General features: G+C 65.9%; 16 protein-coding genes. 7 read left to right on the top strand and 9 right to left on the bottom strand.

Features of this window, described 5'->3' with window-relative positions:
* The first annotated feature begins 186 nt into the window (after window positions 1–186).
* The gene (locus LQ144_RS02800; protein WP_230117023.1) at window positions 187–1,440 is read left to right on the top strand and encodes an FAD-dependent oxidoreductase; all 1,254 of its coding nucleotides are present in this window, start codon (window positions 187–189) and stop codon (window positions 1,438–1,440) included.
* Here LQ144_RS02800 and LQ144_RS02805 read toward each other — a convergent pair.
* Complete coding sequence (locus LQ144_RS02805; protein ID WP_230117024.1) at window positions 1,419–2,648, bottom strand: cysteine desulfurase family protein; 1,230 nt, start codon at window positions 2,646–2,648, stop codon at window positions 1,419–1,421. The genes LQ144_RS02800 and LQ144_RS02805 overlap by 22 nt on opposite strands.
* Before the next feature lie 62 nt (window positions 2,649–2,710).
* Entirely contained in the window at window positions 2,711–3,385 is a 675-nt protein-coding gene (locus LQ144_RS02810) for a helix-turn-helix domain-containing protein (protein ID WP_230117025.1), read from the bottom strand.
* A gap of 91 nt (window positions 3,386–3,476) precedes the next feature.
* Here LQ144_RS02810 and LQ144_RS02815 point away from each other — a divergent pair, with 91 nt between their 5' ends.
* A complete protein-coding gene (locus LQ144_RS02815; RefSeq protein ID WP_230117026.1) occupies window positions 3,477–3,905 on the top strand; it encodes a hypothetical protein in 429 nt (142 codons plus the stop codon).
* A gap of 150 nt (window positions 3,906–4,055) precedes the next feature.
* On the opposite strand, the gene LQ144_RS02820 is transcribed toward LQ144_RS02815, so the two are convergent.
* The gene (locus LQ144_RS02820; RefSeq protein WP_230117027.1) at window positions 4,056–4,697 is read right to left on the bottom strand and encodes a hypothetical protein; all 642 of its coding nucleotides are present in this window, start codon (window positions 4,695–4,697) and stop codon (window positions 4,056–4,058) included.
* A 416-nt stretch (window positions 4,698–5,113) separates the two neighbouring features.
* Between LQ144_RS02820 and LQ144_RS02825 the strand changes: the two genes are divergently transcribed.
* From LQ144_RS02825 to LQ144_RS02840, 4 genes are all read left to right on the top strand, one after another.
* Window positions 5,114–6,061, top strand: a complete 948-nt coding sequence (locus tag LQ144_RS02825; RefSeq protein WP_230117028.1) for a J domain-containing protein — start codon at window positions 5,114–5,116, stop codon at window positions 6,059–6,061.
* 42 nt (window positions 6,062–6,103) lie between these two features.
* The gene (locus LQ144_RS02830) at window positions 6,104–6,571 is read left to right on the top strand and encodes a tRNA (cytidine(34)-2'-O)-methyltransferase (RefSeq protein ID WP_230117029.1); all 468 of its coding nucleotides are present in this window, start codon (window positions 6,104–6,106) and stop codon (window positions 6,569–6,571) included.
* Between the two features lie 253 nt (window positions 6,572–6,824).
* On the top strand, window positions 6,825–7,430 hold the full coding sequence (gene sigK / locus LQ144_RS02835; RefSeq protein WP_230117030.1) for an ECF RNA polymerase sigma factor SigK: 606 nt from the start codon (window positions 6,825–6,827) through the stop codon (window positions 7,428–7,430).
* 1 nt (window position 7,431) lies between these two features.
* On the top strand, window positions 7,432–8,286 hold the full coding sequence (locus LQ144_RS02840) for an anti-sigma factor (RefSeq protein ID WP_230117031.1): 855 nt from the start codon (window positions 7,432–7,434) through the stop codon (window positions 8,284–8,286).
* A 100-nt stretch (window positions 8,287–8,386) separates the two neighbouring features.
* On the opposite strand, the gene LQ144_RS02845 is transcribed toward LQ144_RS02840, so the two are convergent.
* From LQ144_RS02845 to LQ144_RS02870, 6 genes are all read right to left on the bottom strand, one after another.
* Entirely contained in the window at window positions 8,387–9,799 is a 1,413-nt protein-coding gene (locus tag LQ144_RS02845; RefSeq protein ID WP_230117032.1) for a gluconate:H+ symporter, read from the bottom strand.
* Window positions 9,800–9,808: 9 nt separating this feature from the next.
* Window positions 9,809–10,348 carry a gluconokinase gene (locus LQ144_RS02850; protein ID WP_230117033.1) on the bottom strand — a complete coding sequence of 180 codons (540 nt, stop codon included), beginning with the start codon at window positions 10,346–10,348 and terminating at the stop codon, window positions 9,809–9,811.
* Window positions 10,349–10,421: 73 nt separating this feature from the next.
* Entirely contained in the window at window positions 10,422–11,201 is a 780-nt protein-coding gene (locus tag LQ144_RS02855; protein WP_230117034.1) for a PIG-L deacetylase family protein, read from the bottom strand.
* Window positions 11,202–11,205: 4 nt separating this feature from the next.
* Window positions 11,206–12,159 carry an electron transfer flavoprotein subunit alpha/FixB family protein gene (locus tag LQ144_RS02860; RefSeq protein WP_230117035.1) on the bottom strand — a complete coding sequence of 318 codons (954 nt, stop codon included), beginning with the start codon at window positions 12,157–12,159 and terminating at the stop codon, window positions 11,206–11,208.
* 15 nt (window positions 12,160–12,174) lie between these two features.
* Complete coding sequence (locus LQ144_RS02865) at window positions 12,175–12,975, bottom strand: electron transfer flavoprotein subunit beta/FixA family protein (RefSeq protein ID WP_230117057.1); 801 nt, start codon at window positions 12,973–12,975, stop codon at window positions 12,175–12,177.
* 267 nt (window positions 12,976–13,242) lie between these two features.
* The gene (locus LQ144_RS02870) at window positions 13,243–14,961 is read right to left on the bottom strand and encodes a trypsin-like peptidase domain-containing protein (RefSeq protein ID WP_230117036.1); all 1,719 of its coding nucleotides are present in this window, start codon (window positions 14,959–14,961) and stop codon (window positions 13,243–13,245) included.
* Window positions 14,962–15,261: 300 nt separating this feature from the next.
* Between LQ144_RS02870 and LQ144_RS02875 the strand changes: the two genes are divergently transcribed.
* Window positions 15,262–17,166 (top strand): TPM domain-containing protein (locus tag LQ144_RS02875; RefSeq protein WP_230117037.1); only part of this gene is annotated, 1,905 nt, incomplete at its 3' end.

The following is a 17,166-nucleotide window of genomic DNA, read 5'->3' on the forward strand; positions in this document are numbered from 1 at the left end:
TGAACCCGCTGACACGCCGCTTGCCCGTCTATTCTACCGCCCGACGGAATCGGGGCTTGAATCGCCGTGGCGGCCCATCTTCTCCTGACGTCCGGGACCTTGACGGTTCCCGGCGTCCCTTCTAAAGTCAAAGGCAATGGTTTTAGAGCGCGGGCGCAGTGGCCCGCCGGACGAATCGAGCTGATCATGACCCCTGAGAGCATCATTATTGCGGGGGCGGGACTGGCCGGCGCCACAGCCGCCCGCACACTTCGCACTGAAGGATTCCAAGGCCAGATCACAATTGCCGGGGCGGAGTCCCATTACCCCTACATCAGACCGCCGCTTTCCAAGGAATACCTCTTGGGAAAAGCGGGGGAGGACGACGTGGAGGTGGTGCCGGAGAACTGGTATGCGGACAACAATGTCAGCCTGCGCCTCGGCGTTCCCGTCACCGAGGTTGATCCGGTCAGCCACACCGTCCGTTATGCGGACGGCGGATCGCAGCACTACGGTGCCTTGCTTCTCGCCACAGGGGCACTCCCCCGGCCCCTTCAGCTGCCGGGCACCGGACTCGACGGCGTCACCACCTTCCGGACGCTGGATGACAGCCGCCACCTGCGGGACCTGCTCGCGGACGGTGGCCGCAATGTTGTCCTGATCGGTTCGGGCTGGATTGGCATGGAGCTGGCAGCAGCGGCCAGCAGCTACGGGAACCACGTCACGCTTCTTGGGCTGGAGGCGGTTCCACTCGGCGGCGCCATTGGCCCTGAGCTGGGCCGGTTCTTCCGGGCCCTGCACGAGGGCAACGGCGTGCACTTCCGGCTGCCGGCGTCGGCACGTGAAATCACCGGGCACGCGGGCAAAGTCACCGGAGTGCTCACGGATTCGGGCGAGCAGCTGCCGGCGGACATCGTGGTCATCGCCGTCGGGGTCGTTCCGGACACCGCACTGGCCGGCGCGGCCGGCCTGGAGCTACGGAACGGCATTCTCACCGATGCGTCGCTGCGGACCAGCGCCCCCGACATCTTCGCTGCCGGCGATGTGGCCAATGCCCTGCATCCGTTCACGGGCGAGCACATCCGCAGTGAACACTGGGCCAACGCGCTCAACGGCGGCAAGGTCGCAGGAAAATCCATGCTCGGCCACGACGCCGCCCTGGACGTCATCCCGTACTTTTACACAGACCAGTTTGACGTCAGCATGGAGTATTCGGGCTTCCCGTCTCTTGCCGCAGGCGCCGCTCCCGTCCTCCGGGGGTCCCTGGAGTCGAAGGAGTTCGTCGCTTTCTGGCAACGGGAAGGACGCGTAGTGGCAGGCATGAGCGTCAACTGGCCACGGTCCAGCAAGCCAAGCGCGCAGAAGACCATCAAGGCCCTCATTTCCGCGCGCTCGGAGGTGGCTGCCGAAACGCTGGCCGACCCGGCGGTCCCGTTTGATCAGCTGATGCCGGACGCCTGACGGGCAACAGTGGCAGCGGTCTGGATGGATGACTCATGGCCGGCCATCCCGGCCTGCCGGGCGCGGGAGTAGGCTCCCGGCAGGGCAGCCAGGAGCGCGTCCACATCCGCTTCCGTCGACGGATGGCCGAGGGTAAAGCGCTGCGCACCGCGGGCGGTTTCCTCGTCCAACCCCATGGCCAGCAGGACATGGGACGGGCGTGGGACACCGGCGGTGCAGGCAGATCCGGTGGACGATTCCACGCCGGCAAGGTCAAGCAGGAAAAGCAGCGAATCCCCTTCGCAGCCTGGAAAAGTGAAGTGCGCGTTCCCGGGAAGCCGGCCCGCCCCGGGCGCTCCACGTAACACCGCCGCAGGAACGGCTTCGTGGACCCCCGCAATGAGCCTGTCCCTGAGGGCCGCTATCCGTGCTGATTCTTCGCGGAGATTCTTGGCTGCTGTGTCAGCGGCTGCCGCAAAGGCGGCGATCGACGCGGTGTCCAGGGTGCCCGAGCGGACGTCCCGTTCCTGGCCGCCGCCGTGCTGCACCGGGGTGAGCTTCACGGCGCGTCCCAGCATCAGGGCGCCGACGCCCACGGGGCCGCCGATCTTGTGCCCGGAAATGGACATGGCGTCGAGGCCGGAAGTTTTGAAATCCAAGGGCACGGAGCCGAAGGCCTGCACGGCGTCGGAGTGAACAGGCACCCCTGCGCGGTGGGAAAGCTCCACGACCCGCTGGATGGGCTGGACGGTGCCAACCTCGTTGTTGGCCCACATGACCGTCAGGAGGGCAACCGACTGCGGATCGCGCAGGAGTTCGGCCTCAAACGCCTCAAGGTCCAGCACGCCGTCGGAATCCACCGGAAGCCAGGCGACCTCGGCACCTTCGTGGCGTTCCAGCCATTCCACGGTGTCCAGGACGGCATGATGCTCGACGGCGGAGCAGAGTATCCGCCGCCGGCCTGGGTCGTCGCTGCGCCTGGACCAATAGAGGCCCTTGACGGCGAGGTTGTCGGCCTCGGTGCCGCCCGAGGTGAAGATCACCTCAGACGGGTGCGCTCCAGCGGCTGCGGCGATGGTTTCGCGTGCATCCTCAACGGAACGCCGGGCGCGGCGTCCGGCACCGTGGAGGGACGACGGGTTTCCGGTCCGGGCCAGTTCGCGGGTCAGCGCGGCCAGAGCCTCGGCGGCAATGGGCGTGGTGGCGGCATGGTCCAGGTAAGCAGGCACAGGATCAATTCTACCCGCGGCCCTGCGGCACGTTCGGGCCCTTCGGGCGCGAAAACAGCCCCTTACGGCCTGATCCTGGCACAGCAGCGTCCAGAGGTCCGATCCTCTTCCACCTTCTCCTCCGGCACACCGCAGGCGGAGGCGGCGCCACTGAGGAAGGCGCCGTTCATGGCGCAGACTACGTCCGCATGCCCGTCAGCGAGCCGGTGGAAGGGGCAGTTCATCAGCACAATGCCCCCCTGCCCGTCGGGCGTCGGCCGGTACCCGGTTTCGGTCAGCAGTTCCTCCAGGGAGGCCCCGCGCTCAGCCGAAGCACGGCCGCGGGAGTGGGCCGTGGCGACGAGTGCTTCGTGGGCGGAACCCTGGCCAGACATTGACGCCTCGATTGCGGACGCCATGAGCTCCCCGGCGAGGTCGTAACTCCGGTCCGGGACCGACACTCCGACTTCGTCAAGCGCCGGGCGGTACAGCTTGGCCGGGCGGCCCGAACCGGGGCCGGCCTTCCCGCCAAGCTTCCTGAATTCGACGGCGAGCAGGCCATCCCGCACCAAACGGTCCAGGTGAAAGGATGCCGTGCTGCGCGGCAGGTCGAGGGCGCCGGCTGCGTCGTCGCGCCCCACCGCTGAAGGCGATGAGGCGACGAACTCAAAAAGCCGCCGCCGGGTGGCATCACCCAGTGACGTGAGGGCGGCAAGCCGCGCTGCCCACGACAGCTTTGTGGTTGGTTCACGGGTCATGACTCAAGCGTATCTCTAAAAACAAGATCCGTTGCTTAAATGTCCACGCCGGGTCTAAAATCAAGTTATCTACTTTTAGAAGGAGCGTGTCATGAAAACCCCAGTGATGAAACCGTCTGCAAACGACGCCACAAGGACCGGAGCGTTGGCGCAGGACACTGCCCGGCAGGCCTTCCTGCTCCTGCGAACCGTCTTTACGGTGGCGCCGATCCTGTTTGGCCTGGACAAATTCTTCAACCTGCTCACGGACTGGACGGGCTACCTCGCCCCGGTCGCGACGTCGGTGGTCCCCGTGTCCGGGCAGACCTTCATGTACGTGGTGGGGATCATCGAAATTGTTGCAGGGGTGCTCGTGGCGTTCCGCCCACGGATCGGTTCGCTGGTGGTGGCTGCGTGGCTGCTGGGCATCATCGTGAACCTGCTCATTCTCGGCAACTTCTACGACGTCGCGCTGCGCGACTTCGGCTTGTTGGTGGGGGCCTTGGCGCTCAACCGGCTCGCTACGGCCGCCCGAAAGTAGCTTCGCCCCGGCCTCCGGTCCTCGGCGTAGCAAAGGTCCACGGCGTAACAAAGCATGGCGTGAACGCCCACAGCCCTGACCCGACAGCCTGAGACCCCTGACCGCGCTAGCGCATAGCTCACCACGCGCAGCACGGCAGGGGTCCGGCTGTTACTCGGCAGGCGGCACGACGGTGAGCCAGCGCGCGACGTCCGTCTTTGCGGCGGTGAGCGCTGACGCCGTCGGGCATGAGATGGCCACAAAAACGGATGAACCCGCCTTCCCGAATACCCTGGCCAGCACGGCACCGGTGGTGCCCTTGGATACAGCGGCACGCTCAAGGACGAGGACATCCACGGTCGGACCCTGCCTGCCCGGTTCTCCGCCCCAGCGAAGCGATGCCGGCGTTAGGTATTTCGGCAGGATGGTGGGATCGAGATAGGCGAAAAGCCCCTCTGTCGATTCCCTGTCGTTGCCTGCTACCAGCGGCCACTGATTGATCCGGACCTTGGCCGCGGCCAGGCAGCCGTCGGATTTCCGGTACTCACTGGCGCCTCCGGAGCCGTTCCCTGCCCGCCGCCAGCCCGGCGCGTCAGCCAGACCGTCGGACAACTGCACGGGAACGCCGCGGGCGAGCGTGGACCCTGCCGAGAAGGGCATGCTGCGCGCGGCGACGGCGCCGGCGTCGTGACCCGGTGAGACCGTAGGGGTGGCGGGCTGGCGGGTGGCGGGTGCCGTGTCCGGGGCGGCCGGGTCCGGCACCCGCACGCTGCAGCCGCCGAGAAACGCCGCGGCCACTACTGCAGCCACCACTACCCACGCCCGACGTGCTTGAGCCCTGCGCCCGGGAGCCAGTTGCCCCGGACCGGGGCGACGTCGGTCACGGCTTCTCAGACTGCCTCGCCGCAAAGCGCATAGCACCTCGGCCATCTCCACCTTCCAATTGTCGCCGGCACCCGGATGCGGCGTGCGGCTCGTCCCCCGCGCACTACGGGCCTTCGCAAAAGTCTAGACGGGGCCGCCCCTCCCTCTAAGTGCCGGGCCGTTGGGCGCAGCTCCATTGCCGCCGGGGCCGTTCGATGTGGACCCGGCCGCGGGGGCGCTCCATTGCCGCCGGGAACCTTGGACACAGCCACGGACGTTGTCTGACTAGTCCGGCATGGCCGGCCGATATGCTTGGCTGACCGGGCGGCGTGAGTGCGCTGGCAACATCAACCGAAGGACCGTGCTTGACCGAGGGCAACAGCTCCCACTACGAGGTACTCCGCGTCCCCGTGACCGCGACGGACAGGGAGATCAAGGTGGCCTACCGCCGGGCGGCAAGGGCCTCGCATCCCGATCACGGCGGTGACGCCGCAACGTTCCGGCTAGTCACCCTGGCGTATGAAACCCTGATCGACCCCCGGCGGAGGGCGGCCTATGACCGCTCTTACGCCGGCGGACCCCGGCACCGGAACAGGGAAGGCGCGGACGAGGCACACTTTGATGCACCGGCGGCCGGAAGCCATGCCTCCGCGACGATCCACAGGCCGGGAACTCCCCGGAACACCTCGGGGGACGAGCCCATTTACGTGCCGCCCTTTGACGCCCCAGGCGCCGTCCCACTTGTCCCGTTCGACGTGGCCAGCCGGCAGGTCCATGGGATGCCGAGAAAACGCGGCATCTTCGGCGCCGAAGCCCGGATCCAGCGCGAGCTGCGGACCGTTCAGCTCATCAGCCGGCAGGTTCTGCCTGCGATCCCGGCGGCACGGCTGATCAATGGCCTGCAGTCTCCCGCGGACAACAGCCACATCGATCACGCATTGCTCTCGGGCTACCGGCTTGCCCTGATCGGATCCATGCTCCTGCCCAAAGGCGCCTATGCCTGGGACGGCGGCACGCTTAACCACGGCGGCCGGTCAATCGCTCCCCCGCAGCTGACCCAGGTGGTCTGGGCAATGCAGGACATCTTCCCCGAACTGAACGTGACGGGGTGGACAGTGGTCCACAGCCCGGACGGCAACCTTCACGAACCCGTCATCGATCACCACCGCCGGTCCCGCGGCTCCTCCGATGTTGTTCAGGTGGTCAACGCAGCCGGTCTCGCCAGGGGCCTCAAGCAGTTCCTGGCCGGCGGGCCCGCGCCGAACACTGTCAACGTCCCGGTGCTTGCCAGGCTGCTCAGGGGGATGCACTGACCCGGCGCCGGCCCGGCATTTTCCCGGCGTTAGGATGGAACGGTGTTCCGCATCCTCTTCCACACCCCTGAAATTCCCGGCAATACCGGCAACGCCATCCGGCTTGCCGCCATCACCGGCGCCGAACTACACCTCGTGGAGCCGCTGGGCTTCGATTTCTCGGATGCCAAGCTGCGCCGCGCCGGCCTGGACTATCACGATCTTGCAGTCGTGACAGTCCATCCGGACCTTGAGGCGGCCTGGACGGCCCTGCAGCCCGAACGCGTCTTCGCCTTCACCTCCGACGGCGAACTGTCCTACACCGACATTTCATACCTGCCGGGCGACGTCCTGCTGTTCGGCCCGGAGTCGGTTGGGCTGCCCGAGCATGTGAAGAACGATCCCCACGTGACGTCCCGGGTGCGGCTCCCCATGCTGCCCTCACTGCGGTCCTTGAACCTGGCGAACGCCGCCTCCATCGCCGTGTACGAAGCCTGGCGGCAGCACGGCTTCGCCGGCGCGCAACTCTGATCCGGGACCCTTCCCACGGGCGCACACCTGTTGTGCGGGTCATCCAGGTTTTTACCGGGCATTTTTACCTGTCACACCCATCCGCCGCACCTCCCGCACCGAATCACTCCTGAACACATTCCCCGGGCATGAGGAGCGGCAGGTGAAAACAGTACATTCGGGCCAACCGACCCTGCGTTTTGCCCAGCACGATGCTGCCGTATCCGGCGCAACTGCTCAGGGATCGGCTCCCGGAGACCTATGCTTGACTGTGATGGAAACTCCCAACGCGCCGAACTTTGACGCCCCGGCCCCGCCCGGCACCGCCGTCGATCTTAACCGCCAGTTGGCGGCACTGCTGGAGCGCATTGCCGGCGGCGATCAGGCGTCCTTCGCCGAGTTCTACCGGCTGACCTCACGCCGGGTCTACGGCATGGCCCGGCGCGTCCTGATCGATCCGGAGCTCAGCGAGGACACGACGCAGGAGGTCTTTCTGCAGGTGTGGCAGATTGCCGGCAAGTTCGACGCTGCAAGCGGGAGCCCCCTGGCGTGGCTCATGACCATCTCGCACCGGCGTGCTGTGGACAAGGTGCGGTCCTCGCAGTCCGCCAACGACCGCGAGGCCAAGTACGGCGCCAGCAGCCAGGACATCGACCACGATTCCGTGTCTGACGAGGTGGGCAGCCGGCTGGAGGCCGAAGCCGTGGTCCGGTGCCTTGACACACTGACTGAAACACAGCAGGAGTCCGTGCGGCTGGCCTATTACGGCGGGCTCACCTACCGCGAGGTCGCCGAAAAGCTGAATGCGGCCATACCGACCATCAAGTCCCGCATCCGCGACGGACTGATCCGATTGAAGACCTGTCTGGGGGTGAGTTGAAATGAACGAAACACATGATGCCAACGGGCGACAGCTGCCCCGGGCGTTCGCTGCCGACATTTCCACTGACCTGACCGCCGGCCGCGCCGTTGAACTTGCCGAGGTCTACGCCTTGGACGCCGTGACTGATGAAGAGCGTCAGGCCATCGAAGCCTACGTCAGGGCGGCTCCGGAGGCGGAACGGGCGTCCTTCCAGGAACGGGTTCGCCAGGCCAGGGAATCACTGGCCACGACATTCACCGTGGAGGAAGAACCTCCGGCAGATCTCTTTGAGCGCATAGTCGCCCAGCTTCCCGCGAAGCCTGCAGCGGAGCGCGCGGAAGCTCCGCCGGCAGAGCCGCCGGTTGAGGACGAGCTGCCGCTTGCGGACGAGCTTGCCGCTGCACGCGAACGCCGTGAAGTCCGACGCCGGTCCCCCGGTGTGCGGAACTGGCTGATCGGTGTCGCGGCTGCTGCAGTCATCGCCTTGGGCGGTGTGGGAGTCGGGGCCTACGTGGCCAACCAGAACGATCCGCTGAGGCAGGTCCTGGAGGCACAGGACGTTCGCCAGGCAACGGTGGATGTCAGTGGCGGCGGTACAGCGACAGTTTCCATATCGTCATCGACGGACGCCTTGGTGGTACGGATGAAGGACGTTCCCGCCCCTCCGCCTGGAAAGGTCTACCAGATGTGGCTGATTCCGAAGGACGGTTCCGCTCCTGTTTCCGAGGGCCTGATGGATGCTGAGGCCCTGTCAAAGCCTGCCGTCGTCAAGGGGATTGGCACGGCCGCCTCGCTCGGAATCACCGTGGAGCCTGCGGGGGGCTCCGCCTCGCCGACGCTTCCCACCGTGGCTGCTGCGCCGCTCAATACCTGAGCACACCAGAGCCTGGCCTACGACAGAAGCCGCGCAGGCCTTGCTCCCACCGATTGGTAGGAGCAAGGCCTGCGCGGCTTCGATTGTCCCGGCTGTGAAGCTAGATGATAAGGGACAACAGCATCACGAAGCTGAAGCCGACCACCGAGATCAGTGTCTCCATGACGGACCAGGTCTTGAAGGTCTGCCCGACGGTCAGCCCGAACAATTCCTTCACCAGCCAGAAGCCGGCGTCGTTGACGTGCGAGAGGAACAGGGATCCCGCACCGATGGCCAGGGCAAGCAGTGCCGCGTGGGTGGGGCTCAGCGAACTGGCCAGTGGAGCGACGATGCCGGCCGCCGTCACCGTTGCCACGGTGGCCGAACCGGTGGCGAGCCTGAGCGCAACGGCCACGATGAAGCCGAGGACCAGCACGGACATGTTGGTGCCTTCAGCCCACTTCTTGACCGCGTCCCCAACCCCTGCGCCGATCAGCGTCTGCTTGAAGCCGCCGCCCGCACCGACGATGAGGAGGATGGCCGCGATGGGTCCGAGGCTGGCGCCGATCTTGGCGGTAATCCTGTTGCCGGTGAAGCCCACGGCGTAGCCAAAGGTGAAGATGGCCAGGAGCACGGCCAGGGTCATGGCCACGAGGGGCTGGCCGACGAAGTCGAAGAAGGTCCGGATTCCGGGTGCCGTCTCGGGATCGGGCCAGACGATGTCCACCACTGCTTTGGCGAGCATGAGCACCACGGGAAAGATGATGCTCAGCAGGGTGACGAGGAACGTGGGCTGCCGCTTGACGCCCGTCGTGTCGGCTCCGTGTTCGGTGTCGATGCCGCCGGCCACCGCCGGCGCGCCTACGGGAACCCACTTGGCGGCAAGGCGCGAGAACAGCGGTCCGCAGATGATCACGGTGGGAATGGCCACCAGTAGGCCGAGGGCGAGCGTGGTGCCGAGCTCAGCTTTGACCGCGCTGATCGCGATGAGGGGTCCCGGGTGGGGCGGAACGAGGCCGTGCAGGACCGACAGGCCGGCAAGTGCCGGAATGGCGATGCGCATCAGCGGCATCCGGGAGCGCTGGGTGACAAGCACGACCACAGGAAGCAGCAGTACGAGGCCGATTTCGAAGAACATCGGCAGGCCGATGATCACGGCCACGAGGGTGATGGACCAGACCACCTTGTTCCCGCTTGCCTTTTCCAGCAGCGTATCCACCACGCGGTTGGCCCCGCCGGAGTCAGCCAGGAGCTTGCCGAGCATGGCGCCGAGCGCGATCAGCAGGCCGACCTCCCGGAGCACTCCGCCCACGCCTTCTTCGAAGTTGGTGATGATCTTGGGCAGCTCCACGCCGGACGCCAGGCCCACGAAGGCCGATCCCAGCACGAGCGCCAGGAACGGGTGCAGCTTGAGCTTGGCGATCAGCACCACGATCAGCGCGATGCCGATGCCCGCTACAACCAGCAGCTGGGTGTCGTGGCCTGTCCAGCCCTCGACGGCAGCGGGTAGCTGCGTTGCAATAAGAGAGTTCAAAATGAGTTCCTAGTTCTGATCCGGAGCGGCGGAGGCGGCTGTGAGATTCAGTCGTTCAATGATTTCCTGCGCTTCCTCGGCCGGAGTGGCCGAGACGCACAGGGAGATGTAGTTCTCATCCTCGGTGGGTTCTTCCAGCGCCTCGAATTGCGATTCGAGCAGCGCCGGCGGCATAAAGTGGCCGTGGCGAGAGGCCAGCCTGCCGGAGATGTTGTCCTTGCTGCCCTGAAGAAACACGAAAACGACGTTTTCGTCCCGAAGGACATCACGGTATCGCTTCTTGAGGGCTGAGCACGTAATAACGCCGGGGGTGCCGGCTTGGGTGTGCTGACGGATCCAGTCCGCTATGGTTTCCAGCCACGGCCAACGGTCGTCATCGGTGAGAGGTTGGCCGGCCTGCATCTTGGCCACGTTCGCTGCAGGGTGCAGGTCGTCGCCTTCCGCGAGGTCCCAGCCGAGCCTGCCGGACACAACGCCTGCCACTGTTGATTTGCCGGATCCTGAGACGCCCATGATCACCAGAACCGGCTGCTGTGCAGTCTTCGCCATCAAAGTCTGCCTTCCTGAATAAATATGATTTAAGCAGAGGCCAGCATATGACACGGGTTACAGTGTGGCAATCCTAGAACCCTGCAATCGTTCCCGGACCGTTGATTGTGACGACATGAAACGCCTCGGCGCTGCGTCCGTCCGGGAACCCGGCGCGCTGCGCGTTAACCCGCATTCCGTTCCGCACGGACGTTTCCATGGCCTCCACGTCCGGGTGCTGGCTAACGTGGACGTGGATCGCCTTGAGCTTGCTTTCCACGTGCGCGGTGACGTCCACGAAGTGGTTTTCCCGCTCGTCCGGCCCGGCGTAGAGCCACAGCCACGGTACTTTGTAGGCGGGCACCCCGGATTCGGCGAGTTCCGGATACGCGAAGGGGTTTTCAACCGCCGGATAGATGGAGCGCGTCACCGCTTCACCCACGGCCAGATGGTCCGGGTGGCTCTTCTGGATGCGGTTCCAGTTGCGCTCCGGATGCATGGAAAGCACGACGTCGGGCCGGATTTCGCGGATCAGCTTCACCACTCCCCACATCACCTGGTGGTTGGGTTCGAGAAACCCGTCCCGTTCATGGAGATAGTGGATGTCGGTGACACCGACGAGCGCTGCCGCACGTTGCTGCTCGGCGGCCCGCAGTGCGATGATTTCCGCCCGATGAGCCGGATCGAAGCCGCCGGCATCGCCGTCGGTCATGATGCAGTAGCTGACCTCGACGCCGGCCGCCGTCCAGGCGGCGATGGTGCCGGCGGCACCAAAATCGATGTCGTCCGGATGGGCAGCAAAACAGAGCACCCGCTCAACCCGGTGCTTGTCCGGGTTGAACGGGCTCTGTGCTGGTACAGCGTGTGCGGTCAAGGGCTCAGGCCTTGCGCTTCTTGATTTCTTCAGTCGCCTGCGGCAGAACCTGGAAAAGGTCCCCGATAATGCCGAAGTCCGCGATTTCAAAGACGGGAGACTCCGCATCCTTGTTCACGGCCACGATCACCTTCGCAGTCTGCATGCCGGCCTTCTGCTGGATGGCTCCGGAGATGCCGGCCGAGATGTAGAGCTGCGGGGATACGGTCTTGCCGGTCTGGCCAACCTGGGCGTCGTGGCTGATCCAGCCGGCGTCGGTGGCGGCACGGGATGCCCCCACTGCTGCGCCGAGGGCGTCAGCCAATTCCTCAACCGGGCTGAAGTCCCCGTCCAGTCCGCGGCCTCCGGCCACGACGATCCGTGCATCGGTGAGGTCCGGGCGCCCGCTGGCAACCTTCTGCTCGCGTGCTGTGATCCGGGCCGCTGTGGCGGCTGCATCGGCAGGGACCTCCACCGTCACCGTTTCCGGCGTGCCCGGCGCTGCCGCTGTTTCGGGGGTGACGATGTTGGCCTTGACCGCCAGCACGCTGACCGGCGTGGTCGCTTTCGCTGCGGTGGTGTAGGAACCAGCCAGCACCGATTTGTGGGCGGTGCCGTCGGCGTCGACGGCGACGACGTCGGTAATGACGCCCGCGCTCAATCGGATCCCCAGCCGTGCCGCGATTTCCTTGCCCTCGGGCGAATTTTCAACCAGCACTGCGGTGGCGCCGGACTTGTCCGCCGCCGTCGCCACAAAAGCTGCTTTGGCGGCCACCAGGTAGTCATCCAGGTCGTCAGCCGACGGGCGGTAGACAGCGGCCGCACCGTAGGCACCCAAGGCGGCTGCGACGTCGTCGTGCAGTTCTCCGTTGAAAGCGACGGCGGTTTCCCCGAGGGACCGCGCGATGGTCAGGAGTTCAAGGCTGCTCTTCTTGAGAGCCTGGCCCGGGTTGTCAATGAATACGAGTACGTTTGCCATGTCTTGTGATCCCTCTTAGAGCAGCTTCTGGGCGGCCAGGAAGTCAACCAGCTTGATGCCGGCGTCGCCTTCGTCGGTGATGATAGTGCCAGCCGTGCGCGGCGGGCGTTCCTCAGCCGACGTCACCGTGGTCCAGGATCCGGCGTGGCCCACCTGGGAGGGATCGACTCCCACGTCGGCCAGCGAGAGCGTGGTGATGCTCTTGCGCTTGGCCGCAATGATGCCCTTGAAGTTGGGGTAGCGGGGCTCGTTGATCTGGTCCGTCACGGATACCACTGCCGGCAGCGCGGCCTCAACCGTTTCCGAGTGGGTGCCTGCGTCACGGCGTGCCGTGATGCGTCCTCCGTCGACATCCAGTGAGGACGCGAACGTCACCTGCGGAAGACCCAGGCGTTCTGCGAGCTGGGCCGGCACGAGGGACGTTTCACCGTCGGTGGAGGCCATGCCGGTCAGGACAAGGTCCACGGGGCTGTCGCCGCCGAGGTGCCGGACCGCCGCCGCGAGGGCGAGCGACGTGGCGGCCGCGTCCGAGCCGGCCAAGGCGTCATCCGTGAGGTGCACGCCCTCCGTCGCGCCGATCTGCAGCGACTTCTTGATGGCGTTGGCTGCACCGGCCGGCCCCATGCTGAGCGCGATGACCTTGTTGCCGGCCTTGCTGCCGCCACGGGCCTCGATCAGCTGCAGCGCGGCCTCCAGGGCGTATTCATCCAGTTCGGACAGAATGCTCTCGTCGCGGTCCGTCGTGTGGCCCTCGCCGCTGAGGTGCCGGTCGAACTGGGCGTCCGGCACATGCTTGACCAGGACGATGATCTTCAATGTCTCTTCCACTGTATTTACAGCAGCCTTCCATGCTTGTGGATAGCCAGCCGGGTGAGGTCATGGCCGCGGAACGCCCGGGGTACGGGTAGCTCCTAGCTAACCATATAGGGGCGGGCTGGTGCCGTCCCGTGTTAACCCCTGTGTCAGATCCGGCCCCCTGTGCAGACGAAGGCGCCGGGGCACTTCGACACAACCGGGGACGCCGACGGCGGGCCGCACCTCCCATGGTGGGGCCCGCCGTCGGCGGTACTGCTTTTTGACTGTCTACTGTTCTGCTGCGGCGCCGAGCGTCACGTCTAGCTGCTGCTCGCGGCCGTTCCGCTGAATGGTGACCTTCACCGAAGCACCGGCCGGCTGCTCCCGCACGGCGGCGGTCAACTGGTTCGGGTCGCTGATGGCGAGGTCGTTGAAGCGTGTAACGACGTCGCCCACCCTGATGCCTGCCTTGGCTGCCGCGGAACCCTGTTCCACCGTGGCGACGTCTGCGCCGACCGAGAATCCGGAGGAGGAAGTCGAGGCCGTCTTTTCCCTGACGCTGACGCCAAGCTGGCCGTGAGTCGCCTTGCCCTTATCGATGATCTCCTGGGCCACCCGCTTGGCGTGGTTGATCGGGATGCTGAAGCCCACACCGATGTTGCCCGTTCCGGTCGCCGCGGAGCTGCCGCCGGCCGAGGCGATGGCAACGTTGACACCAATCACCTCACCCTTGCTGTTCACCAGCGCACCGCCGGAGTTGCCCGGGTTGATGGCTGCGTCAGTCTGGATCACGTTGATGGCGATCGAGCCTTTGCCCGCGGAGCTTTGGCCTTGGCCCTGGCCCGGAGGTGCGAACTCGAAGCCCTGGTCGCCGCCCTGGGAACTGTCCTGGCCGCCCTTGGGCGCGGCCGACGACGCGACGCTGATGGTCCGGTTGAGGGTGGAGACGATGCCGTCCGTCACCGTCCCGGTGAGACCCAGCGGTGAGCCGATGGCCACTGCCGTGTCGCCGACATTCAGTTTGCCTGAATCACCGAGCGTGGCGGGAGTCAGCCCGGACGGGTTATCCACCTTGATGACGGCAAGGTCGGAAAGAGGGTCGGTTCCAACGATTTTGGCGGAAAGCACCCGGCCGTCGTTGGTGCGGATTTCAATGGCCGCACTTGCCGTTGCGCCGTCCAGGGTCACCACGTGTGTGTTGGTGAGAATGTGGCCCTGGTCGTCGAGGATGATGCCGGAGCCCGTGCCGCCTTCGCTGCCGCTCGTGGCTTTGATAGTGACAACGCTCGGTGATGCTTTGACGGCCGCGGCCGTGATGGCGTTGACGTCCTCTTGGTTGTTGACGATTACCGTTCCGGGCTGGCTGCCTGTGCTCGCCGCCGGCGCGGTTCCGGGGTCGAAGAGGTTGCCGGCTCCCACCGTTGCCACCCCGCCGCCAACGAGTCCGGCGGCAAGGATGCTGGCCACAAGGGTGCCCACGCCAAAGGTTGCCTTGCGCTTGGGGGCATTGGCCGGGTTGCCCTGAACGGCAGAGTGCGCACCGTGCTGGCCATACACCGGCTGATGCGGCTGACCGGGTCCGCCGGTGTGCTGGGGCGAATTCTCGTGCGCGGACGCGAACTGCTGAGTCGCAGGCCCGGACTGGTGCCCATAGAACGGGGCGTGCTGGGGATAGACGGGCCGCGGTCCGTTGAAGGACTCCGGCGGCGGATTGCCCTGGGCGTCCCCCCTATCCTCGGGACGGTCCAGCCTCATGGTGGGGTTCTCCCGGGCGCGCCAGGCACCGTCATCGGCGAGTCGTTCAGTGTCGTTGCCCGACCGCTCAGTGTGGCCGTTCGGCTGCTCAGGGGCTCGGTCCTGATAGCTCCCCAGCGGCTCAACATTCCCCGGCTGGCCGTCCCCCTGCTGGAGACCCTCCGGGGTGGCGGGCCGAACCGTAGGATCAGCGGGCCGCCCTGCAGGATCTCGATTCTCAGGCGCTGCCCCCGGTAGTGGGTTCTCAGTCATTGGACTTCCTTTCATCCTCGTCTGCCATTAACTATGGACGATGGGACTGAAACTAAAGCGAACGTTCGCTGGGAGGTTCCTGAACGTGCCCGCCGGCACCGGACGAGACCCGTCCACCCAGGATAAGAGCGCTTTTCGCTGGTGGCATATTCCCGGCCGTGGACTGCCCCCTTGGTGCACCATAGAATCAAGAAGAATTGCCACAGCGACCTGCGGCTTTACACCCGGCGTGGGGGCGCTGCTGCATTCTGAGACGGCTGTTTCATCCTGAATCAGTCGCAGGCGTGCTGAAGGGTTGCCATGCGGTCAATGTTGAAACGTGTTCTCGCCGTGATCGGCCTGACTGGAATGCTGGCGCTTCCTGCCGCAGCGGCTTGGGCTGAAGATCCGGTATCCATCCCGTCCGGCCAGAACATCGTGGATGATGCGAATGTCCTCGGCAGCCGAAAGGGCGAGGTCCAGGACGCCGTCCAGAAGCTGCTGAAGGACCACAAATACAACCTCTACGTGGTCACCGTGAAGTCCTTCGAGAATCCGGCCGACCCCAAAGCGTGGGGGCAGGCGGTCGCCACCGAGAAGGGCATGGGCAGGGCAGACGTTCTGCTCGCTATCTCGACAGCGGGCCAGTACTACTTCGCCCCGAACTCGGCAAGTGCCATCGCGTCCAAGACGTCGAACATCACGCAGAACGCCATCGTTGCAAACCTCGCCGGAGGCAAGAGGGACTACGCACAGGCCGCCATTGATACTGCGTCAGCCGTTGGCGATGCGGCTGGCGGCGGGAGCGGCACTGTTTCCTCCGGCGGCGCCGGTGCTGCGGTTCTCGTTGGCGCCGGTGTTGTGGCCGCCGGCGGTGCAGGAACCTATCTCTACCTCCGGAACCGGCGGAAGAAGGCCCAGGCGTCCAGCGCCAGCTATGGACCGCAGGGCGCCGAGCTTGATCCGCTCGCTTCGCTGAGTGTCGAGGAGCTGCGCCGCAAGAGCGGCTCGCTGCTCATTGAGGCCGACGACGCCATCAAGTCCAGCGAGCAGGAACTTGGGTTTGCGCAGGCCCAATACGGCGACGCCGCCGTCGGGAATTTCACCAAGGCGCTTGAGGAAGCGAAGGCCCACATGTCCGAGTCGTTCAAGCTGCAGCAGCAGCTGGACGACCATATCCCGGACACAGAAGAGCAGCAACGCAGCTGGCTGGGCGAGATCATCCGCCGCTCCGAAGCCGCCCTCGCTTCCCTGCAGGAACAGAAAGCGGACTTCGACTCGCTCCGCGAACTCGAAAAGAACGCGCCCCAGGCGCTGGCCGCCGTGAATTCCGGGGCGGTCGAGGCCGACGCGAAAATCGCCAAGGCGGAACAGACGCTGGCGGACCTGCGCGGCAAGTACGCCGACAGCGCGCTTGTCCAGGTATCGGACAACATCGCGCAGGCCAAGGAGCGCCTCGCGTTCGTGCAGAATGCCGGCGCGACTGCCCGCGAAAAGCTGGCGGCCGGTGAAGGAAGCCTTGCCGCCGTGGCCGTCCGCGCCGCAGAGGAGAGCCTGCACCAGACCAACGTCCTCCTGGACGCCATCTCCAAGGTTGCCGGCAGCCTGGACGAGGCCCGGAACGGGCTCGAAGCCGCCGTCGTGGATACCGCCCAGGACCTGGCTCAGGCGAAGGCCATCATCCAGTCCGGCGCCCATCCCGAGCTTGCCGGGCCGGTGGCCGCGGTTGAAGCGGCCCTCGGCCAGGTGAAGGGCGAAATCCAGGCCGGCAAGATCGATCCGATCGCCACGCTCGAGCGTGTGGAATCAGCCCACCAGTCCCTTGACCGTTCCCTCAGCGGCATCCGTGACCAGCAGGAGCAGGCCCGCCGGGCGCAGGCTTCACTGCAGCAGACCATCATGTCCGCGCAGGCACAGATCAGCGCCACCTCGGATTACATCACCGCGAGGCGTGGCGGCGTCGGCACTGAAGCGCGGACCCGCCTGGCCGAGGCGCAGCGCAACCTGGACTATGCGCTGTCTATCTCCCGGAACGACCCTGTCACGGCGCTGACCTACGCCCAGCAGGCCCACGCGCTGGCCGCCCAGGCCGCCCAGTTGGCCCAGTCCGACGTCGACAGCTTCGGCGGTTACGCGAACCAGGGCTATGGCCGTGGCGGCATGTTCGGCGGCGGCGGCGGAGGCGGCGGCCTTGGCGGTGCCATCCTCGGCGGCATCCTCATCAAC

Source organism: Arthrobacter sp. Bi83 (genome assembly GCF_918698095.1).
Lineage (GTDB): Bacteria > Actinomycetota > Actinomycetes > Actinomycetales > Micrococcaceae > Arthrobacter.

Coding starts and splice junctions, on each gene's coding strand:
- LQ144_RS02800 (WP_230117023.1), top strand. CDS start 187: ATGACCCCTGAGAGCATCATTATTGCGGGGGCGGGACTGGCCGGCGCC.
- LQ144_RS02810 (WP_230117025.1), bottom strand. CDS start 3,385: ATGACCCGTGAACCAACCACAAAGCTGTCGTGGGCAGCGCGGCTTGCC.
- LQ144_RS02815 (WP_230117026.1), top strand. CDS start 3,477: ATGAAAACCCCAGTGATGAAACCGTCTGCAAACGACGCCACAAGGACC.
- sigK (WP_230117030.1), top strand. CDS start 6,825: ATGGAAACTCCCAACGCGCCGAACTTTGACGCCCCGGCCCCGCCCGGC.
- LQ144_RS02840 (WP_230117031.1), top strand. CDS start 7,432: ATGAACGAAACACATGATGCCAACGGGCGACAGCTGCCCCGGGCGTTC.
- LQ144_RS02850 (WP_230117033.1), bottom strand. CDS start 10,348: ATGGCGAAGACTGCACAGCAGCCGGTTCTGGTGATCATGGGCGTCTCA.
- LQ144_RS02860 (WP_230117035.1), bottom strand. CDS start 12,159: ATGGCAAACGTACTCGTATTCATTGACAACCCGGGCCAGGCTCTCAAG.
- LQ144_RS02870 (WP_230117036.1), bottom strand. CDS start 14,961: ATGACTGAGAACCCACTACCGGGGGCAGCGCCTGAGAATCGAGATCCT.